The organism is Citrobacter sp. NCU1 (genome assembly GCF_010231475.1).
Taxonomy (GTDB): Bacteria; Pseudomonadota; Gammaproteobacteria; order Enterobacterales; family Enterobacteriaceae; genus Citrobacter_D.
The window spans coordinates 19,394-39,252 of record NZ_NRDO01000067.1; the positions used below are offsets into that span (position 1 = coordinate 19,394).

The following is a 19,859-nucleotide window of genomic DNA, read 5'->3' on the forward strand; positions in this document are numbered from 1 at the left end:
GTCTAACGTGTATTTTGCAAGGGGGCTTTTTGCCACGATAGCAGCTTTTTCCAGCGTGACATAATCGGAACCGTACAAATGATCCCCAGACCCAAAAGTCCTGTTGATATCACCTCAAGCTGCTGCGCGGGCCTGAATAACATGGCGATCAAGACGAAGGCGATAAAGGCAATCACCAGCCAGGTTAACCACGGATAAAGCCACATTCTCAGTTTAATGTCGCTCCCCTGCGCCAGTAAAATTTTGCGCATCCGCAATTGAGAGACGGCAATGACCAGATACACCAACAGCGCGATGGCACCTGAACTGTCGATCAGGAATTTAAACACTTTTGCCGGAGCATAATAGTTAACCACCACCGTTAAAAACGCCGCGCCGGTTGAGAGCAGCACCGCCACATAAGGCGTCTTGCTACGGTTAGTTTTCCCCATAAACGCAGGCGCATCGCCGCGATGGCTCAGGGAGTAGAGCATCCTGGAAGCCGTATACAGCGCGGAGTTCAGACAACTGGTGACCGACAGTAAAATGACGCAGTCCATAATCAGTTTGGCATACGGAATATGCAGCAGTTCCAGCACCGAACGATACGAACCGACGCTCTTAAGGCCTGGCATGTTCCAGGGGATCAGCGCCACTACCACGAAAATCGAGCACAGATAGAAGATAGAAATACGCCAGATAACCGAGTTAGTCGCCCGCACGATGTGTTTGCCCGGCGTGTCGGACTCCGCAGCGGCGATGGTGACAATTTCCGCCCCCATAAACGAAAACATCGTAATCAGCATGGCGCTCAGTACCGCACCAAAGCCATTTGGCATAAAGCCGCCATGATCCCATAAGCGGGAAATACCGCTCACTTCGGCATACGGATAAAACCCACTGATCGCCACCGCGCCCAGCGCAATGAACGCCAGAATGGCAATAACTTTGCAAAGCGCCAGCCAGAACTCAAATTCGCCGTAGTTTTTGACGCTCAGCAAATTACTGCCCGTCAGAGCGAGTGTGATCACCAGTGAAAACAACCAGATAGGAATTCCCGGGACCCACGAATTCAGGATGATAGCCGCGATATTGGCTTCCAGCGGAATCACCAACACCCAGAACCACCAGTACAACCAGCCAATGGTATACCCCGCCCACGGACCGATAGCTTTATCTGCATAGGTGGAAAAGGACCCGGTATCTGGCGTGGCGACAGCCATTTCAGCCAGCATACGCATGATCATTACCACCAACAGACCCGCGAACAGATAGGCCAGCAGAACGGCTGGCCCGGCTTCAGCAATGGCGACGCTTGAGCCGACAAATAAACTTGCGCCGATAACACCGGCAATAGACAACATGGTGACGTGGCGTGATTTCAGCCCGCCCCCTAAAGCATGTGATTCTGACGATTGCCCCATCTTCTATCCTCTCGAAAGTGTGTCACTTGGGAGAGCACCCCGACATTCCCGCGCCGGGGCACGCGTATTATTGTTGTGTTTACTGCATCGTCATCATTCCGTTAGCAACGAGGTATAGCCTTAGCGTTGTTTAACCTCATCGAAACACTGGGCGATAATCTCCAGCCCCTGGCGGATCTGCGCCTCTTCAATGGTCAGCGGTACCAGAATACGCAGCACGTTGTAGTAAGGGCCGCAGGAGAGCAGGATCAAGCCTTTGTCACGCGCGCGGGCGACGATTTCCGCCGTCAGCTTCGCATCGGGTTTACTGTGATCGCCATTTTCAAACAGTTCGATGGCAATCATGGCGCCCAGTCCGCGAACATCACCGATTTCCGGGTGTGTTTCGGCAATTGACAGCAGTCCTTCACGCAGGGTTTTGCCCAACGTGTTGGCCTTTTGCAGCAGATTTTCCTGCTCGAAGATTTTCAGTACCGCCAGCGCGGCGGCGCAGGCAATCGGGTTACCGGCATACGTGCCGCCCAGACCCCCCGGCGCAACGGCGTCCATCACTTCGGCACGGCCGGTCACGCCAGCCAGCGGGAATCCTCCGGCAATGGATTTGGCAAAGGTTGTAATATCCGGGGCGACGCCCATCTGCTCCATGGCGAACAGCGTGCCGGTACGACCCGCGCCGCTCTGCACTTCATCGGCGATCAGCATGATGCCGTGCTCGTCGCAAATCGCGCGCAGACGTTTCATAAAGGCCGGGGAGGCGGCATAAAAACCCCCTTCGCCCTGGACCGGTTCGATGACGATAGCGGCAATGTCTTCCGGCGCGGCATCGTTTTTGAAGATACGCTGAATGCTGGCAATCGCATCGTCATCGCTAATGCCGTGCAGCGCGCACGGGTACAGCGCGCGATAAACGTGGCCTGGCATCAGTCCCATCCCTGCGGAGTACGGATTCACTTTCCCGGTCAGCGAGAGCGTGTAGTGGGTGCGACCGTGGTAAGCACCGCTAAACGCAATGGTGCCGCTGCGTTTGGTGGCGGCGCGGGCGATTTTCACCGCATTCTCAACCGCTTCTGAACCGGTGGTCACCAACAGGGTCTTCTTGGCAAAATCCCCCGGTACTTTCTGGTTCATGATTTCGCACAGTTCCAGGTACGGCTCATAGGCCAGTACCTGAAAACAGGTGTGCGACAATTTTTTCAGCTGTTCTTCTACCGCCGAGACGATCCCCGGGTGCAGGTGTCCGGTATTCAGCACCGCAATGCCGCCCGCAAAATCAAGAAACTCACGACCTTCAACATCCCAGACGCGGCAGTTTTCTGCACGATCGGCAAAGATGGGGTGAATCTGTCCAACGCCGCGAGGAACGGCGTTACTGCGGCGCTGCATTAACTCTTTATTGGTGCTCATTCATTTTCTCCAGTCTTCAATCAGGTAAGGTTTACTTAAAGGCCGATACACATGTATTTGATTTCTAAATAATCTTCGATACCGTACTTGGAGCCTTCGCGGCCAAGGCCGGAGGCTTTGATCCCCCCAAAGGGAGCGACTTCGTTAGAGATAATGCCGGTGTTGATCCCCACAATGCCGTACTCCAGCGCTTCGCCGACGCGGAATACGCGGCTCAGATCGCGGGCATAGAAATAGGCCGCCAGACCGAACTCGGTGTCGTTGGCTTGATGAATCACGTCCGCTTCATCTTTAAAACGGAACAGTGGGGCGAGCGGGCCGAATGTCTCTTCTTTGGCCACTTTCGCATCACGCGGGACATCCGCCAGAATGGTGGGCTGGAAGAAGTTGCCGCCCAGCGCGTGCGCCTGACCGCCGGTGATCACGCGTGCACCTTTCCCGACGGCATCCGCGATATGTTCTTTCACTTTGGCGACGGCTTTCTCATCAATAAGCGGCCCGGTGGTGACGCCAGCCTGCAAGCCATCGCCAATGTTCAGTTTGTTCACCGCTTGCTGCAGTTTTTCCGCAAAGCGCTCGTAAACGCCGTCCTGCACATACAGACGGTTGGCGCAGACGCAGGTCTGCCCGGCATTACGGAATTTTGAGGCCAGCGCGCCTTCCACCGCTTTATCCAGATCGGCATCGTCAAAGACGATAAACGGCGCGTTGCCGCCAAGCTCCAGAGAGACTTTTTTGATGTCTTTGGCGCACTGTTCCATTAACTGACGGCCAATTTCTGTGGAGCCAGTAAAGGAGAGCTTGCGCACCAGTGGGTTGCTGGTCAGCTCATTGCCGACGGCGCTTGCTGACCCGGTGACGACGTTAAAAACGCCAGCGGGAACTCCGGCGCGATGTGCCAGTTCCGCCAGTGCCAGCGCGGAAAACGGTGTCTGGCTGGCGGGTTTGAGCACCATAGTGCAGCCTGCGGCTAACGCCGGACCGGCCTTGCGGGTGATCATTGCCGAAGGGAAGTTCCACGGCGTAATGGCGGCAGTGACGCCAATCGGTTGTTTGATGACGATCAGACGCTTGTCAGCCTGATGACCGGGAATGGTGTCGCCATAAATACGTTTGCCCTCTTCGGCAAACCATTCAATAAAGGAGGCGGCATAACTGATTTCACCTTTCGCTTCCGCCAGCGGCTTGCCCTGTTCCAGCGTCATCAGGCGCGCCAGGTCGTCCTGGTGTTCCATCATCAGGTTGAACCAGCGACGCAGAATGTTGGCCCGCTCTTTGGCGGTCAGCGCACGCCAGGCGGGGAGGGCGCGGTTGGCGGCTTCAATGGCCTCACGGGTTTCACTGGCCCCCATTTTGGGGACGCTGCCCAGTTGCTGGCCGTTTGCAGGGTTGTTCACTGCGATCACGTCGCCGCGTTGGGCATCGCGCCACTGGCCGTCAATAAAGGCCTGTTGGCGGAACAAGGTTGGATCGTTAAGTTGCATGATGGCTTCCTGTCTCAAGGTGTTAACGGGTAAATGCGGCGTGTAAGGTGTCCACGCTACGTGCCGCACGCAGCGTGCGTCCGGAATGAGGTTGGCTCTCCAGTAGCGTCTGCACTTTGCTGACGATATGGGCGCCAATCGGAATCGCCGACGTCGCCGCAGGAGAAGGGGCGTTACAGGTATGGATAGAACGCGGCGTGGTCACAAACAGAAAGTCGTCGATAAGCTTACCGTCGGGTGAAACCGCCTGCGCCCGTACGCCCGCAGGCCAGGGCTGGAGATCCTGTAATGTCAGGCTCGGGCAGTATTTTTGTACTAGCCGCAGGTAGCCGCTTTTGCACAGCGAGTTTTTCATTTCACTGAGGCCTGAACGCAGATTGTTTTGCAGCACACGACGGATCCCGGATGAGCCGAGGATCTCCAGCGTGTCGCTGAAGGAGAAGTCGCGTTTGCGATAGCCTTCGCGCTTGAAAGCGAGCACGGCATTGGGACCGACCGTGACGCTACCGTCGATCATGCGGGTGAGATGCACGCCCAGAAACGGCATTGCCGGATCGGGGATCGGGTAGATCAAATGATTGACGATGTGATTATGCTCAGGCGCCAGACGGAAATACTCGCCACGGAACGGGCAGATGATAAAACCGGGATCGACCCCCAGCATTTTGACAAGCCGGTCGGCCATCAGCCCGGAGCAGCTAATCAGCGTCGAGGCTTCAAACTCCTGTCCCTGCCGGGTGTGGACAACCACGCCAGCGGCGTGCTCTTTCAGGGCGCTCACCTCGGCGTGATAAACAATGTCGCCGCCTTTCGCCTGGAAGATTTTCGCCATTGCCTCGGTGACTTCCCGGTAGCTGACAATTCCGCTGGAAGGCACAAAAATGCCACCCAGTCCGGTAATGTTCGGCTCGCGTTCGCGTAGCGCCTCGGCGCTGAGCCACTCGCGCTCCAGCCCGTTGGCGGCCGTACGATCCCACAGCGCCCGCATCCGTTCCATTTCCAGTTCGGAGGTGGCGACCAGCATTTTTCCGCATTCGTCGTAGCGAATGCCGTTTTGATCGCAGAAGGCTTTCGTCGCCTTGTTTCCCGCCAGGCAAAACTGCGCTTTCAGGCTGCCAGGGGTGTAGTAAACCCCCGCATGAATCACGCCGCTGTTGTGGCCCGTCTGATGACAGGCCGGTGCGGACTCTTTTTCCAGCACAACAATTCTGGCGTCCGGGTAGACATCAATCAGCTGCATGGCGGTCGACATGCCGATAATGCCGCCGCCAATAATCACAAAATCATACATCCGCTCTGTTCCTCGGGTGGCGCTTATTGGTGCGTCTGGTAGCCGTGAGCGGCGTAGGCGAAATAACCACGCTGGCGCATCAGTTCACGACGTAAATCAGGGTGCGCAGTAAAGCGATCGCGTCCATGCAGCCAGAACAGGTTGTTAATCAGCAAGAATTTGCCAACCGGAACAGGAATGGAAAGGATGTTTTTACTGGTTTCCAGGGCGTCGGAAAGATCGCTAAGCCAGGTGCCTTCTTCAAAATCTTTCGGCTGGACAAACTGGTCGATGTAGCGCATGACCGGGCGGCCCTGCTGGTCAACATCGAACACCGGGTGAAAAACATCCTGACTGACGTTTTTGCTCGGCGGCGCTGCCCAGCGCATCGCACGGCGTGCCAGAGGGTGCGAGAAGTACTCTTCCAGGTGCTCCCAGTCATCAAGATGCAGCAGCAGCGAATTACCGCCTTCCATGTTCTGCTCATCAATTTTCATCATCAGCACGTAATCGGTGATTTCTTCAACGTAGGTTCCGTCATTGTGCAATTCCAGTACGCGGTGAGGCTGGCGCAGGTAGCTGTCTGAGCTGTCGACATTTTTCACCACAAACCGCGCGTAGTATTGACCGCTCATTGCGTCAAAATTGGAGCGTCCGATCAGATGCGCTACGGCGGTAGCCAGCTTGACCATGTCGTCTGCCTGCGCCACGTTGTCGACCCCTTCAGCGCCGATCAGCAGAGCGCCTTCGCCTCGCTCCAGCAACGTTTTGATCAGCAGCGGTTGCAGTTGGTTATCGCAAAGATCGTCGAGGATCTTGCCCACCTTAAAGCGTAAAAATGATTTGTATTCCAGCGCCTGCACTGGCCACTGCGCAACCTGCTGTAAGAAGTGTTGAGTTGTGTCGGAGGTGAACGTCAGTTCCAGCAGTCGCGGGGATTGTGCAGACGGGGCGACAGTGAAACCGGTGTAGCTCCGGTCTAAATCTCCAGCGTTGGGTTTTACGGCAGTCAGTGCATTCATCGGAATCGATCCTCTCGGTAGATTGTCGTGGGAGACATGGCGATGCTCATTTCGTAGCCATAAATTAAAAATATCTACATTTTCAATAAACGCATATAAAACGGCCAAATTGTTTAATTTTTGTGATCGGTGGCAACAAATATTTAACAATATAGATTGTGTGGATAAAGGCGGGAGAGGGACGGTTTTTAGCTAAATTTAATTGAAAACAGTGTGTTAATGAGAGGTGCCGCTGGAGGGCCGCTCCAGCGGTGTACTCGTAGATAAGTCACAGGAGAGGGGATGCCTCAGCCAAAACGATACCCCATGATGGCGAAGAGCGTTTCACCACCTTGCGCGCCAGTGGCCAGAAAACCGTCGGCTGTGAGCGCTAACGGACGTCGTGTCACCGAGTTCCCGACATTGCCGCCGATAATTTCAATTTCATCAGCACTAACGGAAACCACTAAATCCGTATGACTGCTGTAATTGCCCAGATGCTGGTGATCGTAGTCGACGACTTTATCGGGGTCCCGATCCCAGCACACCAGATCGCCCACCTGGGGTTTACGCTCATTGAGCCTGTAGCCCCAATACAACGCATTGGCGTTACCCTGATTTCTGTCCCGGATCGATTTACTGATGTAAGTGGCATGTGAGGCTGAGTAGGCAAATCGATTCCCGGCTCCTGCCTGGCGCATCACCCATGAGATAAACGCCGCTGACCACGGCCAGTCATGATCCCGCCCATCCAAATCATCCCGTCCAATCTTCTCCCAATACAGGCCGACGCGTTGCCACCAGCCATCTTCACCCTCTTTACGCCCGCTATGGATGATGCCGCCGCTGCGGTTGTAACGTTGATCGCCGAAAAATCGCCATTCTTCGGTCGCGATTGACGCCGCACTGGCGGTAAAACCGCTAGCGGAAGGCACCGCCGGTTGTGTCTCTGATACGGGGGAGGCGACACCGTTTCCACTTGTCGCTTCGCCAAGAAACGGCACCGTGTCTTGATCCATTAGCGGAATCACGACCGGATCTGCCGGTATGTCGGGCGCTGGCCCTACGGGGATACCGTTGGCATTAATAGGCACCTTTGAAAGATCCCAGTTATTACGTTCAATTTCGCGGCGCAAACATTGGGTGCGGTAAACCGTCGGATGAAGAACCGGATTGCTATGGTTGGCAAGCCATGAATGGCGTACCCCGACATACTCGGAAATCCATGTGCGCTCATTGCCTCCGCTGGCCGGAGGAACCTCACGAAAACGGGAGCGCAGGAACGGTAAGATGCTGCCGCTATGGATAAACGAGTCATAGATGACCAGCATGGAAAGCGCTTCTTTAAAGCCAAATGTTTGTGCCCATTTCAGGGCGGGAGCGAAGTAGCGCTCATCAAAAAACTGGTCCTGAACCCGCTTCATTATCGGGTCGTCGCTGCCTGCACGCCGCAACAGGCTTTTGAACTGCTCATGATCAACCAGCGGAGTATTTCCGATCATGGGCACGAAAGGGGCAAGTTCGGCGCTGAATCGCCCGTTTGCATTGACGTATCGGGCGATCAGATCCTTCAGTTTGCCGTATTCGGTGGTTTGTGAACGGCCAAAAGTCACTTGTCGAATCTGATGTGGGCCATCAGGGAATATGGCGATGACGGAATAATTCCCTTCGGCTGAACCGGTTTCAAACGCATTCAGGACGCGTTCACAAAGACTTTTTTGCACGGGTGTGAGTAGCATAAAAACCCTCCTGTTATCGAGAGTGAGTGAATGCACATCGCTTACTTTTTCTTACGCGCGGGCGGGTCTGGTTCAGGGGGTTTTGGACCTGTAGAGCGTATCTGCATGACGCGCTGAAGCGTGTCGAACCAGAATTGTCCTCCGAGAGAGACGGCGAAAATCGTCACCAGCAATCCCACTGCTTTTGCCAGGTATTCCCACACGTTTTGTGGCAAATCTTTCCATCCGAATGAGAGACCGGTAGCCTCAAAGGTTGCCACTGCACGCTTATATTCTGCAGTGGCATCTGTGCCCTTTTCTGTCGCTTGTTCAACGTCGGTTTTCGGCGTGTTACTCGTCTTTTCCTCGGCCCGCTTTTTCGCCTCAGTCAGTGTCTGCTGTGCGATGTTCACTATTTTTTCGCGGGCCGCAGGATTGGTGGCCAGTACTGTCGCGATATGGATGGAGTCGACATTTCCGCTGAGAACCAAAACTGCGGCGACGATAAGCGTAATGGTCTGCGTTTTGCGTTTGTACCAACCGGAGGCGCGATCCATCACCGCATCAAACTGTTTTGCGACCGCTTTGCGAAACTGCCTTGCGTCGTTTTCGGTCTGCATCACGACGGTTTCAAGGATCCCTTTGATACGGTTATTTTCCGCCGTTCCCGGCAGCGAACTCACCCCTGCGGACAACGTCGCCATGACGCTTTTTCCCACCACCAGCGATTCCACGACCTGTCCGACAATCTCAGGGGGAATATAAGAGGGGAGACCGTTTTTGCCTTTGCTGAGGGACTGAATTAAAGGATGTGCAAAAAATTGGCTGATAAATTGTTCATTCGGCGCCAGTTCTCCTGAAAATAATTCTTTTAGCGCCATTTCAAGATTTTTGCTGCGGATATTGCTCCAGGCAGAAATGGCCTCAACGATAGCGGTACAGGCAATGCCAAACGTAAAGTACACGGTCATCAGCCCAATCAGTGCATCGAGCGTCTCGAGTCCAAACATGTTGTTTTCCTCACCACCTGGTGTGTTCGGTCAACCACTGCCGGAAATCGTGTAGATTTCTCCCTGAAATATGAATCAGATACCCTAAACAATCGTTAATATTTTTGTCGTAATTTGCCGCGCGGGATCAATCCTTCGTTGCATCCCGCTGGGTTTCCCATTGAGAAATCAGTGATGATGGTGATGCGGCAGTGAAGCTGAATAATAAAATGATAAGGTGATGATGTCGTTCATCTGCTCCATCAGGTCAGGGCGTTTAATTATTCCCTGTGCTGAATCCTCATAAAGTACCGTATCGCAGCGTAGGTATCATCAAAATTCGGGTCGTGCGGATTGTGCTGGACATAGTTGGATAGAGCAAATAAATAAGTGGCATCATATTGTTTGTCATTATTATTAGGACAAATTCTTATTTTTTAAACTATGAGATCTAAGTCCTGTTTATTTTTTTGTGGAGTGATTATTACTCTTTTTTATTTTTAATTGAGGGTGTTCACAGTTATATTATACAAGAACGCATAACGTGTAATCTCACTTACTTAATGAAGGAATACACAACATGGCTGTTATTGTATATATACCAGATGATCATTTTCGCCGTTGCTTGAATGCCTATCTGGAGCAACCAGAGGGTGCCGACATCACCGATGAGCAATTAGCCACTTTGGAGGGGGGAATTATGGCATCTGAGCAAGGAATAGCTGATATTACTGGTGCAGAGTATCTGATAAACATTGATGGTTTTGATGCTTCATATAATCAATTAACAGATATAACGCCTGTTTCAGAACTCACTAAATTAACAGATCTTAGATTTACCGGTAATCATATTACATCTCTTGAGCCGTTAAAGAAATTGATTAATGTTACATATTTTGAAGCGGCTAATAATAGTATAAGTCAAGGTGTGGATGCCCTTTCTGGTTTGCAGTATTTGACTTCTCTCGACATCGGTCAAAACTATATTAAAGACATATCACCATTATCAACATTAATTAATCTTGATTATCTTTCTATAAATAATAATCAACTGAAGGATGTTTCCGTTTGTAGTAATTTTTCTAAACTAACCCAGTTGCATATGGATGTTAATCAGCTTTGGGATTTTTCGCCGTTAGCATCATTGGTTAACCTTTCAGCATTAACTCTGACAGGGCAAAAAATTCATCCGACTGCTGTACCAAATAATGGAAGTGCCATTGCTGAGGATCCCGTCATTAACGTAGATGGTTCGATTATTCCTCCATCTTACATTAGTGATGGCGGGATTTATGATAGTGGGGTAATCACTTGGGCACAATTGCCACCAGACCTTACGCAAGTCACTTATTCAATCTCACAGGTAGTTTATGCAGGCAAGGCGAGTGCAACCCTCGATGCAACTGTCTATCAGGATTTAACAATATCCTTATGATGTAAAAATCCCATAAAATTGAGAAAGTAAGGAGTATCTGCCGAGGAGGTCTTTGCCTCCTTGGCAGCAAATGACTGAGCGCAATTTCTCTGTGTTGGTATAGGAACCAATAGTGATATCCACGAGAATGTTCCCCTGCGAATCGAGTTCACGCAGCGGTAATTTCCCTTCTGCGGAACCATCTCAGACGTGGTAATCAACATCGCTAAATCCAGGATCGCAAGTAAATGTTAATCCCGTGCCGTCAAACGTAGCCCCTCCATAACAAACAACGATGTTATCATTCGGCATAATTTGCTTGGCACCACAGAGGCTACTGTAGCCCTCTGGACCTGAACCTAATTCAGACAAGAGCTGAACCGTCATCTTATTGAGATCAATTCGATAGTTACCAATTCGGCTTTCATTATTCCATGGCTCAACACTGGTATCGTCATCACGGGAACGGTAATTCCCGTTATTCAGGATTGAGATATCAATAATATTTTGATGACTATTGGGTATCTCTAAATAGCTGTGCTTAATACCGCTACACTTGTGCTTGCCCATGTTTTCCTCCTGGAAATGATCTGACGGTTTCCAGAAAATGGCTAACCTTTTTCAGTAATTGCCACATCGAGCGGCACTGATGATTGTGGGGGCTTTGTTGAATAAATCAGACGTAGGGTGAGCGTTTCTGTAACGGGTCGGATTTTTAGGTAATACGCACGCTTTCTGGCATCCCTGCCTTCGTCATTTTCTTCAGTGCACGCAAAGGTGCGCTGGATGATGGTGAGGTAGGGCGTTGCCTGAACGATTAACGTGTACTTTGCGTTTAATGCTTTTCTATTAATAATAGATAAATTTTTCTGTAAAAAGAGTTAATGACTCTTGTCACATACCTAATCTTATCGCAATGCCAACATCAGAATAACGACGTGTTGGTTTGTTAATGTAAATATTATTACAGTGGTTGCAGTTTTTAACAGAAAAATAAGACGTTAACTGGGGGGCATCATCCCGGGAATCACCGGAAATTATCGGGACTGCCCGATGTTCTGTCATTTCCGGTGGCTCTTTTTCCTCAACGTTATCAGTCAGGCTGATGAAGAATACGCATGACTCATCAACTCCTCCATGAACAGGCGAAGGATTGCCGGTTGCGTGGCTCCCCGTTTTGTTATCGAAGCAAACGGCCATTTAGAACCAAATTGCTCAGGCTCCAGCTGGCGCATTTGGCCAGCGTTGACCCACTGGCGGGCATAATGTCGGGGCAGAAAACCGAGGTACGCGCCGGTCAGAATGAGAATAGCCTGGGCTTCGACATTGTCGACGGTGGCCGCGGCATAGCTTGATTTGAGCAATTGCAGATCGTGTTGTTGTAAAAAGCCGCGCGCGACAATTTGACTCTCACGAATCGCCTCGATGAGGGCATCGCCGCCTGGCGGATTATCGAAAAGCGGGTGATAGCGGCTGCAATACAGACCATCGGGTTCATCGTATAACTGCGTATAACAGAGTCCTGCCACCTCAAACGGGAAATGACCAATGGCGACGTGCAGTCGCCCGTCAAGGACGCGTCCTTCCAGCTCTGCGGGCGTACCAATGTAGATATCCAGTTGCACATCGTGACCGTGGGAGACGAACTTGCGCAACGCGCGCGACAAGACGCTGTCGCTGTCGGTGGCGGTATTGTCAATGATGCCCAGATAGAGCTTGCCGGAGATGTGCCGCTTGAGCGCTGAGGTATCCATACAAAACGTATCCACCGCCAGAAATAGCCGCTGTGCCGCCTCGTAGGTGGCAGTGCCGTATTCGGTCAGTCGAAACCCACAGCGCCCGCGTTCGCACAATTTGACGCCGAGGCGTGTTTCAAGGCTGGTCATATGTTCGCTAATCGTGGACTGGCTCACATTCAACGCCGCCTGAGCTGCAGAAAAACCGTTACATTTCACTATGGTCATGAAAATTCTGAGTAGCTTTAGGTCAATATTCTGCAGTTGATTCACGTCTCTATCCCCTCATGTGTTACTTCGGAAAAGCCGATATGAATATCTGATGTTTTCTATTTTTATCATGCAAATTGTTGTCCATAGTCATTGTTATGGCAAGTCAACCTGTGCCTGGCCATTTCAGAAAATTCACTGACTGGGGGAGAAAGTATGGGGAACAATAACTACGAGTCCGGACGATTAAATTTACCGTTTGTCGGCCATTGTACTTTTGCTAAAGCGCCGGTATGCCTCAACTGGGAAGAGATTGATGCCGATGTCGCGATCCTTGGCGCGCCCAACGATATGGGGACGCAATGGCGTTCAGGCGCCCGCTTTGGACCCCGCGGTATTCGTGAGGCGTCTACGTTGTTCTCGTTTGGTCATGCCGGTGCCTATGATCATGAAGACGATGTGCTGTATCTGACGCAGGATCAGGTACGGATGGTTGATGTGGGTGATGCGGACATCGTGCATACCGATATGACCAGCAGTAACGCGAACATTGAACTGGCGGTGCGTAAAATCCTGGCTTCCGGCGCGATGCCAGTGGTGCTGGGCGGCGACCATTCCATTCATGCTCCGGTCATTAAGGCCTATGAAGGGCGCGGGCCAATTCACATCGTCCATTTCGATGCTCACCTCGATTTCGTCGATGAGCGCCACGGTGTGCGCTACGGTCATGGCAGCCCGCTGCGCCGCGCGTCAGAAATGAATCACATCGCGGGCATGACGCAACTCGGTATCCGCAACGTCTCTTCATCCAACCGCAGCGACTACGACGCGGCGCGTGCGGCGGGTTCCAATATCCTGTCGGTACGTGATGTGCGCCGTTTAGGCGTCGAAGGCGTGCTGGAGCAGATCCCGCAGGGCTGCAACTACTACCTCACCATTGATATCGACGGGTTTGACCCTTCGATTGCCCCTGGCACCGGTACGCCGAGTCACGGGGGTTTCCAGTACTACGAGGTGCTGGAGATTATTCAGGCGCTGGCGAAACGCAGCGGCGGCAACATTATCGGTATGGATTTGGTCGAAGTGGCCCCCGCCTACGATCCCACCGGCGTGACCTCCATTCTGGCCGCCCAACTGCTGATGAACAGTATTGGTTTTATTTTCTACGAGCGTAAGCAATCCCAGAATCGTTAAGCAACAAGTGGGTGGTATCGCCACCCTCTGAACCCTACCTGCAAAACCCGTGAGTCAAAAATCGGGTGTAAAAAAAGAGGATCATTAAATGGATGCAGCAGTAACACACTATCTCAATCATTACGGTATTTTAGACGCGACACGACGCTTTCTGAGCAAACCGCAGAAGATGTTTATTGGCGGAGAGTGGGTTGACGGTAGCGAAGGGGAGGTTAGCGCCGTTATCGAGCCTTCCACGCAGGGCGTGTTGACCACGATTCCTCTGGCGACCGCGTCTGACCTTGACCGCGCCGTGGCGGCGGCTCGCCAACAGTTCGACCACGGTGAGTGGCGTCGTCTGAAACCGCTGGAACGCGAGCGTATGCTGCATCGCCTGGCAGATCTGATTGAAGCCAATGCCGAAGAACTGGCCGAGATCGAATCCATTGATATGGGGAAATCGGTGACACAGGCGCGCGATGTTGATATCCAGGGCACCATCGACACGTTTCGTTATTTCGCGGGCTGGGCCTCAAAGCTGCATGGCCGTACGGTAGAACCCTCGCTGCCGGGCAATTATCTGGCGTATACCCGTAAAGAGCCGATCGGCGTGGTGGCCGCGATTGTGCCGTGGAACTTCCCCCTGCAAACCATGGCGTGGAAACTGGCGGCGGCGCTGGCAGTGGGGTGTACTGCGGTGATTAAACCCGCCGAACTGACCTCATTATCGACCCTGCGTTTTGCTGAACTGGTGCAGGAAGCGGGGATTCCGGATGGCGTGGTGAATATCGTCACCGGATACGGCAGTGTGATTGGCGCGGCGATGACCGCCCATCCGGGGATCGACAAAGTGACCTTTACCGGTTCGACGCCGGTTGGTCGTGCCGTCGGGCAGACCGCTGTCGAAAACATCAAACGTGTGACCCTGGAGTTGGGCGGGAAATCCCCGGTACTGGTACTCGACGATGCCGATATCCCCGCCGCCGCCCAGGCGGTTGCCAACGGGGTGTTTTTTAACTCCGGGCAGGTCTGCGACGCGGGGACCCGCGCCTATATTCACCGCAGTATTTACGACCGCTTCCTGGCAGCGCTTGCCGACTATACCGCCACGCTGAAGATGGCTCCGGGTCTCGATCCGGAATGTTTCATTAGTCCGTTAGTTTCCGCCAAACAGAAGGACACGGTGCTGTCCTACATTGACGCTGGCGTGCGCGAAGGGGCGACCGTTTACTATGGCGGACGTTCCCAGGAGCGTGAGGGATTCTTCGTCGAACCGACCATTTTTGCGCACTGTCGCAATGATATGCGCATCGTGCGCGAAGAGATCTTTGGCCCGGTACTGGTCACCGCGCCGTTCGATACCGTCGAAGAAGCGATTGAACTTGCCAACGACTCGCCGTTTGGCCTGGCGGCCGCCATCTATTCAAACGATCTGGCCCGTGTGCATACCCTCATTCCTCAGCTCCATGCCGGTTCGGTATATGTGAACGCGCACAGCACCATCGACCCGGCGCTGCCGTTCGGTGGTTTCAAGGAGTCTGGCTTTGGTAAAGATCTGGGGCCAGAGCAGCTTGACTACCTGATGGAAACCAAAACGGTGTGGATAACCTTGCCATCATAGTCCAACTTATCGGCCCTTCCGGCGCAGCGTCATGCTGACCGGAAGCGGCCCGATACGGCACAACGCACTGAGCTAACGAGCCGGCAGATGCCTGGCTTAATGAATTCTTATTGCTTCACCCTTCTCTCCTCAGGGGGACCTTATGCAACCAGAATCAACCGCAGTGAAAGGGACAAGCAGTGAACAAAGTCCAATAGAAGGACGCTCGATCGACTTTGTGCCAGAACAGGAACGCACCGATAAACTCTCCAGTCAGGGACCCTTCTGGTTTGTCGGCAATTTTACTTTTTTTACCATGACCATCGGTTTTGTTGGGCCAAGCGTCGGACTTGATGCGCTATGGACCACGATTGCGGGCACCCTGGGCATCATGTTCGGGACCTTGTTCATGGCTTTCCACGGATCACAAGGGCCGCACCTGGGGCTGCCGCAGATGATCCAGTCGCGCGCGCAGTTTGGCTATCGCGGCGTGGTACTGGTGTTGTTAGCCACGTTGTTTGTGTTTGCCGGTTTCAATATTGTCAACCTGGTGCTGATGATGCAGGGGTTGAAAACGCTGTTTAGCTGGAACCCGTTTCAGGTCGCGCTGGCGGTGACGGTACCGGCGACCATTCTGGCTATCCTCGGCCACGACTGGATGCACAAAACCTTCAAATGGTCGTTGTTTTTATCGTTGCCGTTGTACGGTCTGGTGACGCTGGCGGTGCTGATGGGCTGGGTTCATGACGCTCCGGTTGTTGAAGGGGCGGCAAAGGCGCCGCCTTTGGGCTTTAACTGGACGGGCTTCATTGCGCAGTTTGCGGCGGCGGCCAGTTACAACATCGCTTACGCACCGTATGTGTCCGACTATTCGCGCTATCTGCCGAAAAATACCTCCAGCGGTAAGTTGATCACCGCCGTGTTTTTAGGGGCATCGCTGTCGGGGGCCTGGATGATCTCGGTGGGCGGCTGGCTGGCCTCTCATCTGCGCGCGACCGATGTGCTGGTGGCGCTCAATATGGTTGGCGCCAACTTTTCTCCCTATCTGGGAACTGCCGTCGTGGCCATCACTATCCTGGCGTTCCTGCCGGTGATCGCGATGAATATCTACAGCGCCAAACTGACCGCCATTACCAGCGTGGACTCCTTCAGAAAGATTGAACCGACGGCCAAAGCGCGCATCGTGGCCATCATTTTTGTGGTGTTCCTGCAATTGGGCGTGGCGATGAGTATTTACAACTCCAGCTCGGGGTTGTCCGTGCTGAACATCTATCTGGTGGTGATGTTGTACTTCCTGGTGCCCTGGACGGCGGTCAATCTGACGGACTATTTCTTTGTCCGCAGAGGGCGTTACGCCATTCCGCACTTCTTCCAGCCGCACGGCAACATTTATGGTCGCTGGGGCGCGCGCGGGCTGTTGTCCTACCTTGCAGGCTTTCTTGCGATGGTGCCGTTCTTTTGCATCTTCGACGGCGGTCGTGAGGTATTTGTCGGGCCGATAGCCCGCGCGATGGGCAGTGTTGACCTGGCCTGGCTGGTAGGGCTTATCGCCTCCAGTATCGTCTACTACGTCTCCTGCCGTTCGCTGAACCTGCATCATGAAGAAGCCGTGATTTCGCATATCGAATTACACATGCCGGAGTACACCACCGGTAATAAAGGTGTACCCGTCGCCGTTGTCCAGAACCAAAATGGAGCAAGATAATGATGTCTACTAAACAGTTCGACTACATCATCGTAGGGGCAGGCTCGGCCGGTTGTGTGCTGGCAAATCGCCTGACCGAAGACTCGCGGGTGAACGTACTGGTTCTCGAGTACGGCGGAAGCGATCGCAACATCATTATCCAGATGCCCAGCGCGTTCTCGATGCCGATGAACACCAAAAAATTTAACTGGCACTACGAAACCGAACCGGAACCGTATCTGGATGGGCGTCGTCTGCACTGCCCGCGCGGGAAAGTGCTGGGCGGATCGTCATCGATCAACGGTCTGGTCTACATCCGGGGCCATGCTTACGACTTCGACGAATGGGAGTCGTTAGGAGCCAAAAACTGGGGTTACCGCCACTGTCTGCCCTATTTTCGCAAAGCGGAGAACTACAAGTTTGGCGGCGATGATTATCGCGGTTCGGAAGGGCCGCTCAGCACCAACAACGGCAACAATATGCAAAACCCGCTGTATGGCGCCTGGGTGGAAGCCGGCGCGCAGGCGGGCTACATCAAAACGGATGATACCAACGGCTATATGCAGGAAGGCTTTGGCGCGATGCACATGACGGTAAAGAATGGCGTACGCTGGTCTACCGCAAATGCCTATCTGCGACCCGCCATGACACGACCGAACCTGACCGTCGTCACCCATGCGATGACGCGTAAGCTGGTGCTGGCAGGTAAACGCGTTGTTGGCGTCGAATATGAACAAGGGGGAGAAATCCACACCGTGCGCTGTACGCGAGAGGTGTTGATCTCTTCTGGTCCGATCGGCTCTCCTCACTTGTTGCAACGCTCCGGCATTGGCCCTGCCGAGGTTTTGCGTAAGGCCGGTATCGAGGTGAAACACGATCTCCCCGGCGTCGGGGAAAACTTGCAGGATCACGCCGAGATTTATATCCAGTTCCAGTGCAAAGAACCAGTTTCGCTGAACAGCAAAATGGGCCTGTTTTCTAAAGCGCTCATTGGCCTGCGCTGGTTGCTGTTTAAAGATGGTCTGGGGGCGAGCAACCATTTCGAAGCGGGTGGATTCATCCGCTCTGAGAAGGGGTTGCGCTGGCCGGATATTCAGTTTCATTTTTTACCTGCGGCAATGCGTTACGATGGCGATAAACCGTTTAAGGGACACGGCTTTATGGTGCTGACCGGTCCTAACAAACCGAAGAGTCGTGGCTATGTGCGGGTACGCTCTGCCGATCCGTATGAGCATCCGGAAATTCGGTTTAACTACCTGGAGCGCGAAGAAGATCGTGAAGGTTTTCGCCGCTGCGTGCGCCTGACGCGTGAGATCATCGGTCAGCCCGCGATGGACAGTTTTCGTGGTGAGGAACTGGCTCCCGGCCCGAACGTGAACACGGACGAGGAGATCGATGCGTTTGTCCGCGCTAACATGGAAAGCACGATGCATCCGTGTGGCTCTTGTCGGATGGGAGAAGATTCGCTGGCGGTCGTGGATTCCGAACTGCGCGTACAGGGTCTGCAAGGCGTTCGGGTCATTGACTCTTCCGTGTTTCCCACAGAACCGAACGGCAACCTGAATGCGCCGACAATCATGCTGGCGGAACGTGCGGCGGATCTGGTTCGCGGTCGTATGATGCTCGCGCCGTCAGAAGTTGAAGTCGGCCTGGCAGACAAGTGGGAAACGCAGCAACGTACCCACGAACCTCGCCGTAAAGTGGCCGTCTGAATACGGTTTTGCTCAGTGTTCGGCGATGTTCCTGGCATGACGGGAACATCGCCATTGCCACGGAAGGCATACGGCGCCGCGCGCGATAACTGCTGGCTTGCGGTTATTTGTTACCGTTTCCCTGTCGGTAAGCCAGGGCGACAACCAATGACTGGACCAGGCAAAGCGTGGCGGATTGCGATCGAAAGGCATCCACCTGCGCCTCTTTCACCACAAAACAGAGATCGCTAAAGGTCGCCAGCGGGCTTATCTGGCTGTCGGTGATCACTATCTGTTTTGCCCCTGCTTTGGCCGCGATTTCACTGACCATCAGCGTCTCTTCTGCATAAGGGGAAAAGCTAATGGAGATAACGATATCGCGCGTTTTAATGCGGTTGATCTGTTCACGAAGCATTCCCCCCATCCCATCAAGCAGTATGGGTCGGCATTCGACGTGGCTCAGTGCATAGGTCAGATACGCGGCAACACTAAACGAGCGGCGCAATCCGGCAATATAAATCGTGTCGGCCTCTGCCAGTAATTGAACGGCGCGTTGCAGCATCTCCGGATCAGTTCGTGACGCTAACTGCTGTAGTGACTGCGCATTCGAGCGGGCAAATTCCTGTAGAATTTCCAGCGGTGTTTCCGGCACCGATTCGCTTTCCATCTCCCTGAACAGTCTCGCACGATCGCTGTAGTTGGCCGTCTCTTCCACCAGATTCATACGAAACAGTTGTTTCATTTCATTGAATCCGGTGAAGTCGAACGCGTTCGCAAAGCGGATAAGCGTCGAAGGCGGGACATCTGCCTGCTCGGCGATGACAGCGACGGTATCGAAAGCCACACTGTTCGTATTATCCAGCACGTAGCGGGACACCTGCTGCAACCGCTTACTTAACGTATCGTAACGGTCGCGAATTTGCTGCTGCAACTCGCTCAGACTGGATGCTGTCGTCATTTTTTTCTCTCTATGCTTAGTTTTCTGATTCTAAACGCAAAATTACACATTTCAAATGCCAGTGTCATACCTGCCATGGTGCGGCAGATCGTTAACATAAAAATCCATCCCTGATCACAATAAT

The 19,859-nt window shown here is 53.2% G+C and carries 15 protein-coding genes and 1 pseudogene; 5 read left to right on the top strand and 11 right to left on the bottom strand.

The features are described 5' to 3' along the window. Positions 1 to 2: 2 nt before the first annotated feature. The 7 genes from gabP to CJP72_RS18865 form a co-directional block, all read right to left on the bottom strand. Complete coding sequence (gene gabP, locus CJP72_RS18835; protein WP_162382860.1) at positions 3 to 1,403, bottom strand: GABA permease; 1,401 nt, start codon at positions 1,401 to 1,403, stop codon at positions 3 to 5. Between the two features lie 120 nt (positions 1,404 to 1,523). Then, positions 1,524 to 2,807, bottom strand: coding sequence for a 4-aminobutyrate--2-oxoglutarate transaminase (gene gabT, locus CJP72_RS18840; protein WP_162382861.1), 1,284 nt, complete (start codon positions 2,805 to 2,807; stop codon positions 1,524 to 1,526). A gap of 35 nt (positions 2,808 to 2,842) precedes the next feature. Then, entirely contained in the window at positions 2,843 to 4,291 is a 1,449-nt protein-coding gene (gabD, locus tag CJP72_RS18845; RefSeq protein WP_162382862.1) for an NADP-dependent succinate-semialdehyde dehydrogenase, read from the bottom strand. Between the two features lie 22 nt (positions 4,292 to 4,313). Then, entirely contained in the window at positions 4,314 to 5,582 is a 1,269-nt protein-coding gene (lhgO, locus tag CJP72_RS18850; protein WP_162382863.1) for an L-2-hydroxyglutarate oxidase, read from the bottom strand. A gap of 23 nt (positions 5,583 to 5,605) precedes the next feature. After that, a complete protein-coding gene (gene glaH / locus CJP72_RS18855; protein WP_162382864.1) occupies positions 5,606 to 6,583 on the bottom strand; it encodes a glutarate dioxygenase GlaH in 978 nt (325 codons plus the stop codon). Positions 6,584 to 6,870: 287 nt separating this feature from the next. Next, entirely contained in the window at positions 6,871 to 8,301 is a 1,431-nt protein-coding gene (locus tag CJP72_RS18860) for a DUF2272 domain-containing protein (protein ID WP_162382865.1), read from the bottom strand. A gap of 41 nt (positions 8,302 to 8,342) precedes the next feature. Next, complete coding sequence (locus CJP72_RS18865; RefSeq protein ID WP_162382866.1) at positions 8,343 to 9,290, bottom strand: hypothetical protein; 948 nt, start codon at positions 9,288 to 9,290, stop codon at positions 8,343 to 8,345. A 559-nt stretch (positions 9,291 to 9,849) separates the two neighbouring features. On the opposite strand from CJP72_RS18865, the gene CJP72_RS18870 reads away from it, so the two are divergent. Then, on the top strand, positions 9,850 to 10,704 hold the full coding sequence (locus tag CJP72_RS18870; protein WP_162382867.1) for a leucine-rich repeat domain-containing protein: 855 nt from the start codon (positions 9,850 to 9,852) through the stop codon (positions 10,702 to 10,704). 183 nt (positions 10,705 to 10,887) lie between these two features. Here the strand turns inward: CJP72_RS18870 and CJP72_RS18875 are convergent, their stop codons facing one another. From CJP72_RS18875 to CJP72_RS18885, 3 genes and pseudogenes are all read right to left on the bottom strand, one after another. Beyond that, a complete protein-coding gene (locus tag CJP72_RS18875) occupies positions 10,888 to 11,253 on the bottom strand; it encodes an aryl-sulfate sulfotransferase (protein ID WP_238340112.1) in 366 nt (121 codons plus the stop codon). Continuing rightward, positions 11,234 to 11,338 (bottom strand): annotated as a pseudogene (locus CJP72_RS25620) (hypothetical protein); the annotation flags it as partial. The gene CJP72_RS18875 and the pseudogene CJP72_RS25620, both read right to left, overlap by 20 nt. A 442-nt stretch (positions 11,339 to 11,780) precedes the next feature. After that, positions 11,781 to 12,692 (bottom strand): LysR substrate-binding domain-containing protein, encoded by a 912-nt coding sequence (locus CJP72_RS18885; RefSeq protein ID WP_162382868.1) that lies wholly within the window; start codon positions 12,690 to 12,692, stop codon positions 11,781 to 11,783. A 153-nt stretch (positions 12,693 to 12,845) separates the two neighbouring features. On the opposite strand from CJP72_RS18885, the gene speB reads away from it, so the two are divergent. The 4 genes from speB to betA all read left to right on the top strand — a co-directional run bounded on the left by speB (position 12,846) and on the right by betA (position 18,798). Then, the gene (gene speB, locus CJP72_RS18890; protein ID WP_162382869.1) at positions 12,846 to 13,823 is read left to right on the top strand and encodes an agmatinase; all 978 of its coding nucleotides are present in this window, start codon (positions 12,846 to 12,848) and stop codon (positions 13,821 to 13,823) included. Between the two features lie 88 nt (positions 13,824 to 13,911). After that, on the top strand, positions 13,912 to 15,423 hold the full coding sequence (locus CJP72_RS18895) for an aldehyde dehydrogenase family protein (RefSeq protein ID WP_162382870.1): 1,512 nt from the start codon (positions 13,912 to 13,914) through the stop codon (positions 15,421 to 15,423). 142 nt (positions 15,424 to 15,565) lie between these two features. Beyond that, the gene (locus CJP72_RS18900; RefSeq protein ID WP_162382871.1) at positions 15,566 to 17,107 is read left to right on the top strand and encodes a purine-cytosine permease family protein; all 1,542 of its coding nucleotides are present in this window, start codon (positions 15,566 to 15,568) and stop codon (positions 17,105 to 17,107) included. Further along, entirely contained in the window at positions 17,107 to 18,798 is a 1,692-nt protein-coding gene (gene betA, locus CJP72_RS18905) for a choline dehydrogenase (RefSeq protein ID WP_238340113.1), read from the top strand. The genes CJP72_RS18900 and betA overlap by 1 nt, the downstream gene beginning before the upstream one ends. 103 nt (positions 18,799 to 18,901) lie before the next feature. Here the strand turns inward: betA and CJP72_RS18910 are convergent, their stop codons facing one another. Continuing rightward, positions 18,902 to 19,735 carry a MurR/RpiR family transcriptional regulator gene (locus CJP72_RS18910; RefSeq protein WP_162382872.1) on the bottom strand — a complete coding sequence of 278 codons (834 nt, stop codon included), beginning with the start codon at positions 19,733 to 19,735 and terminating at the stop codon, positions 18,902 to 18,904. Between the last annotated feature and the right edge of the window lie 124 nt (positions 19,736 to 19,859).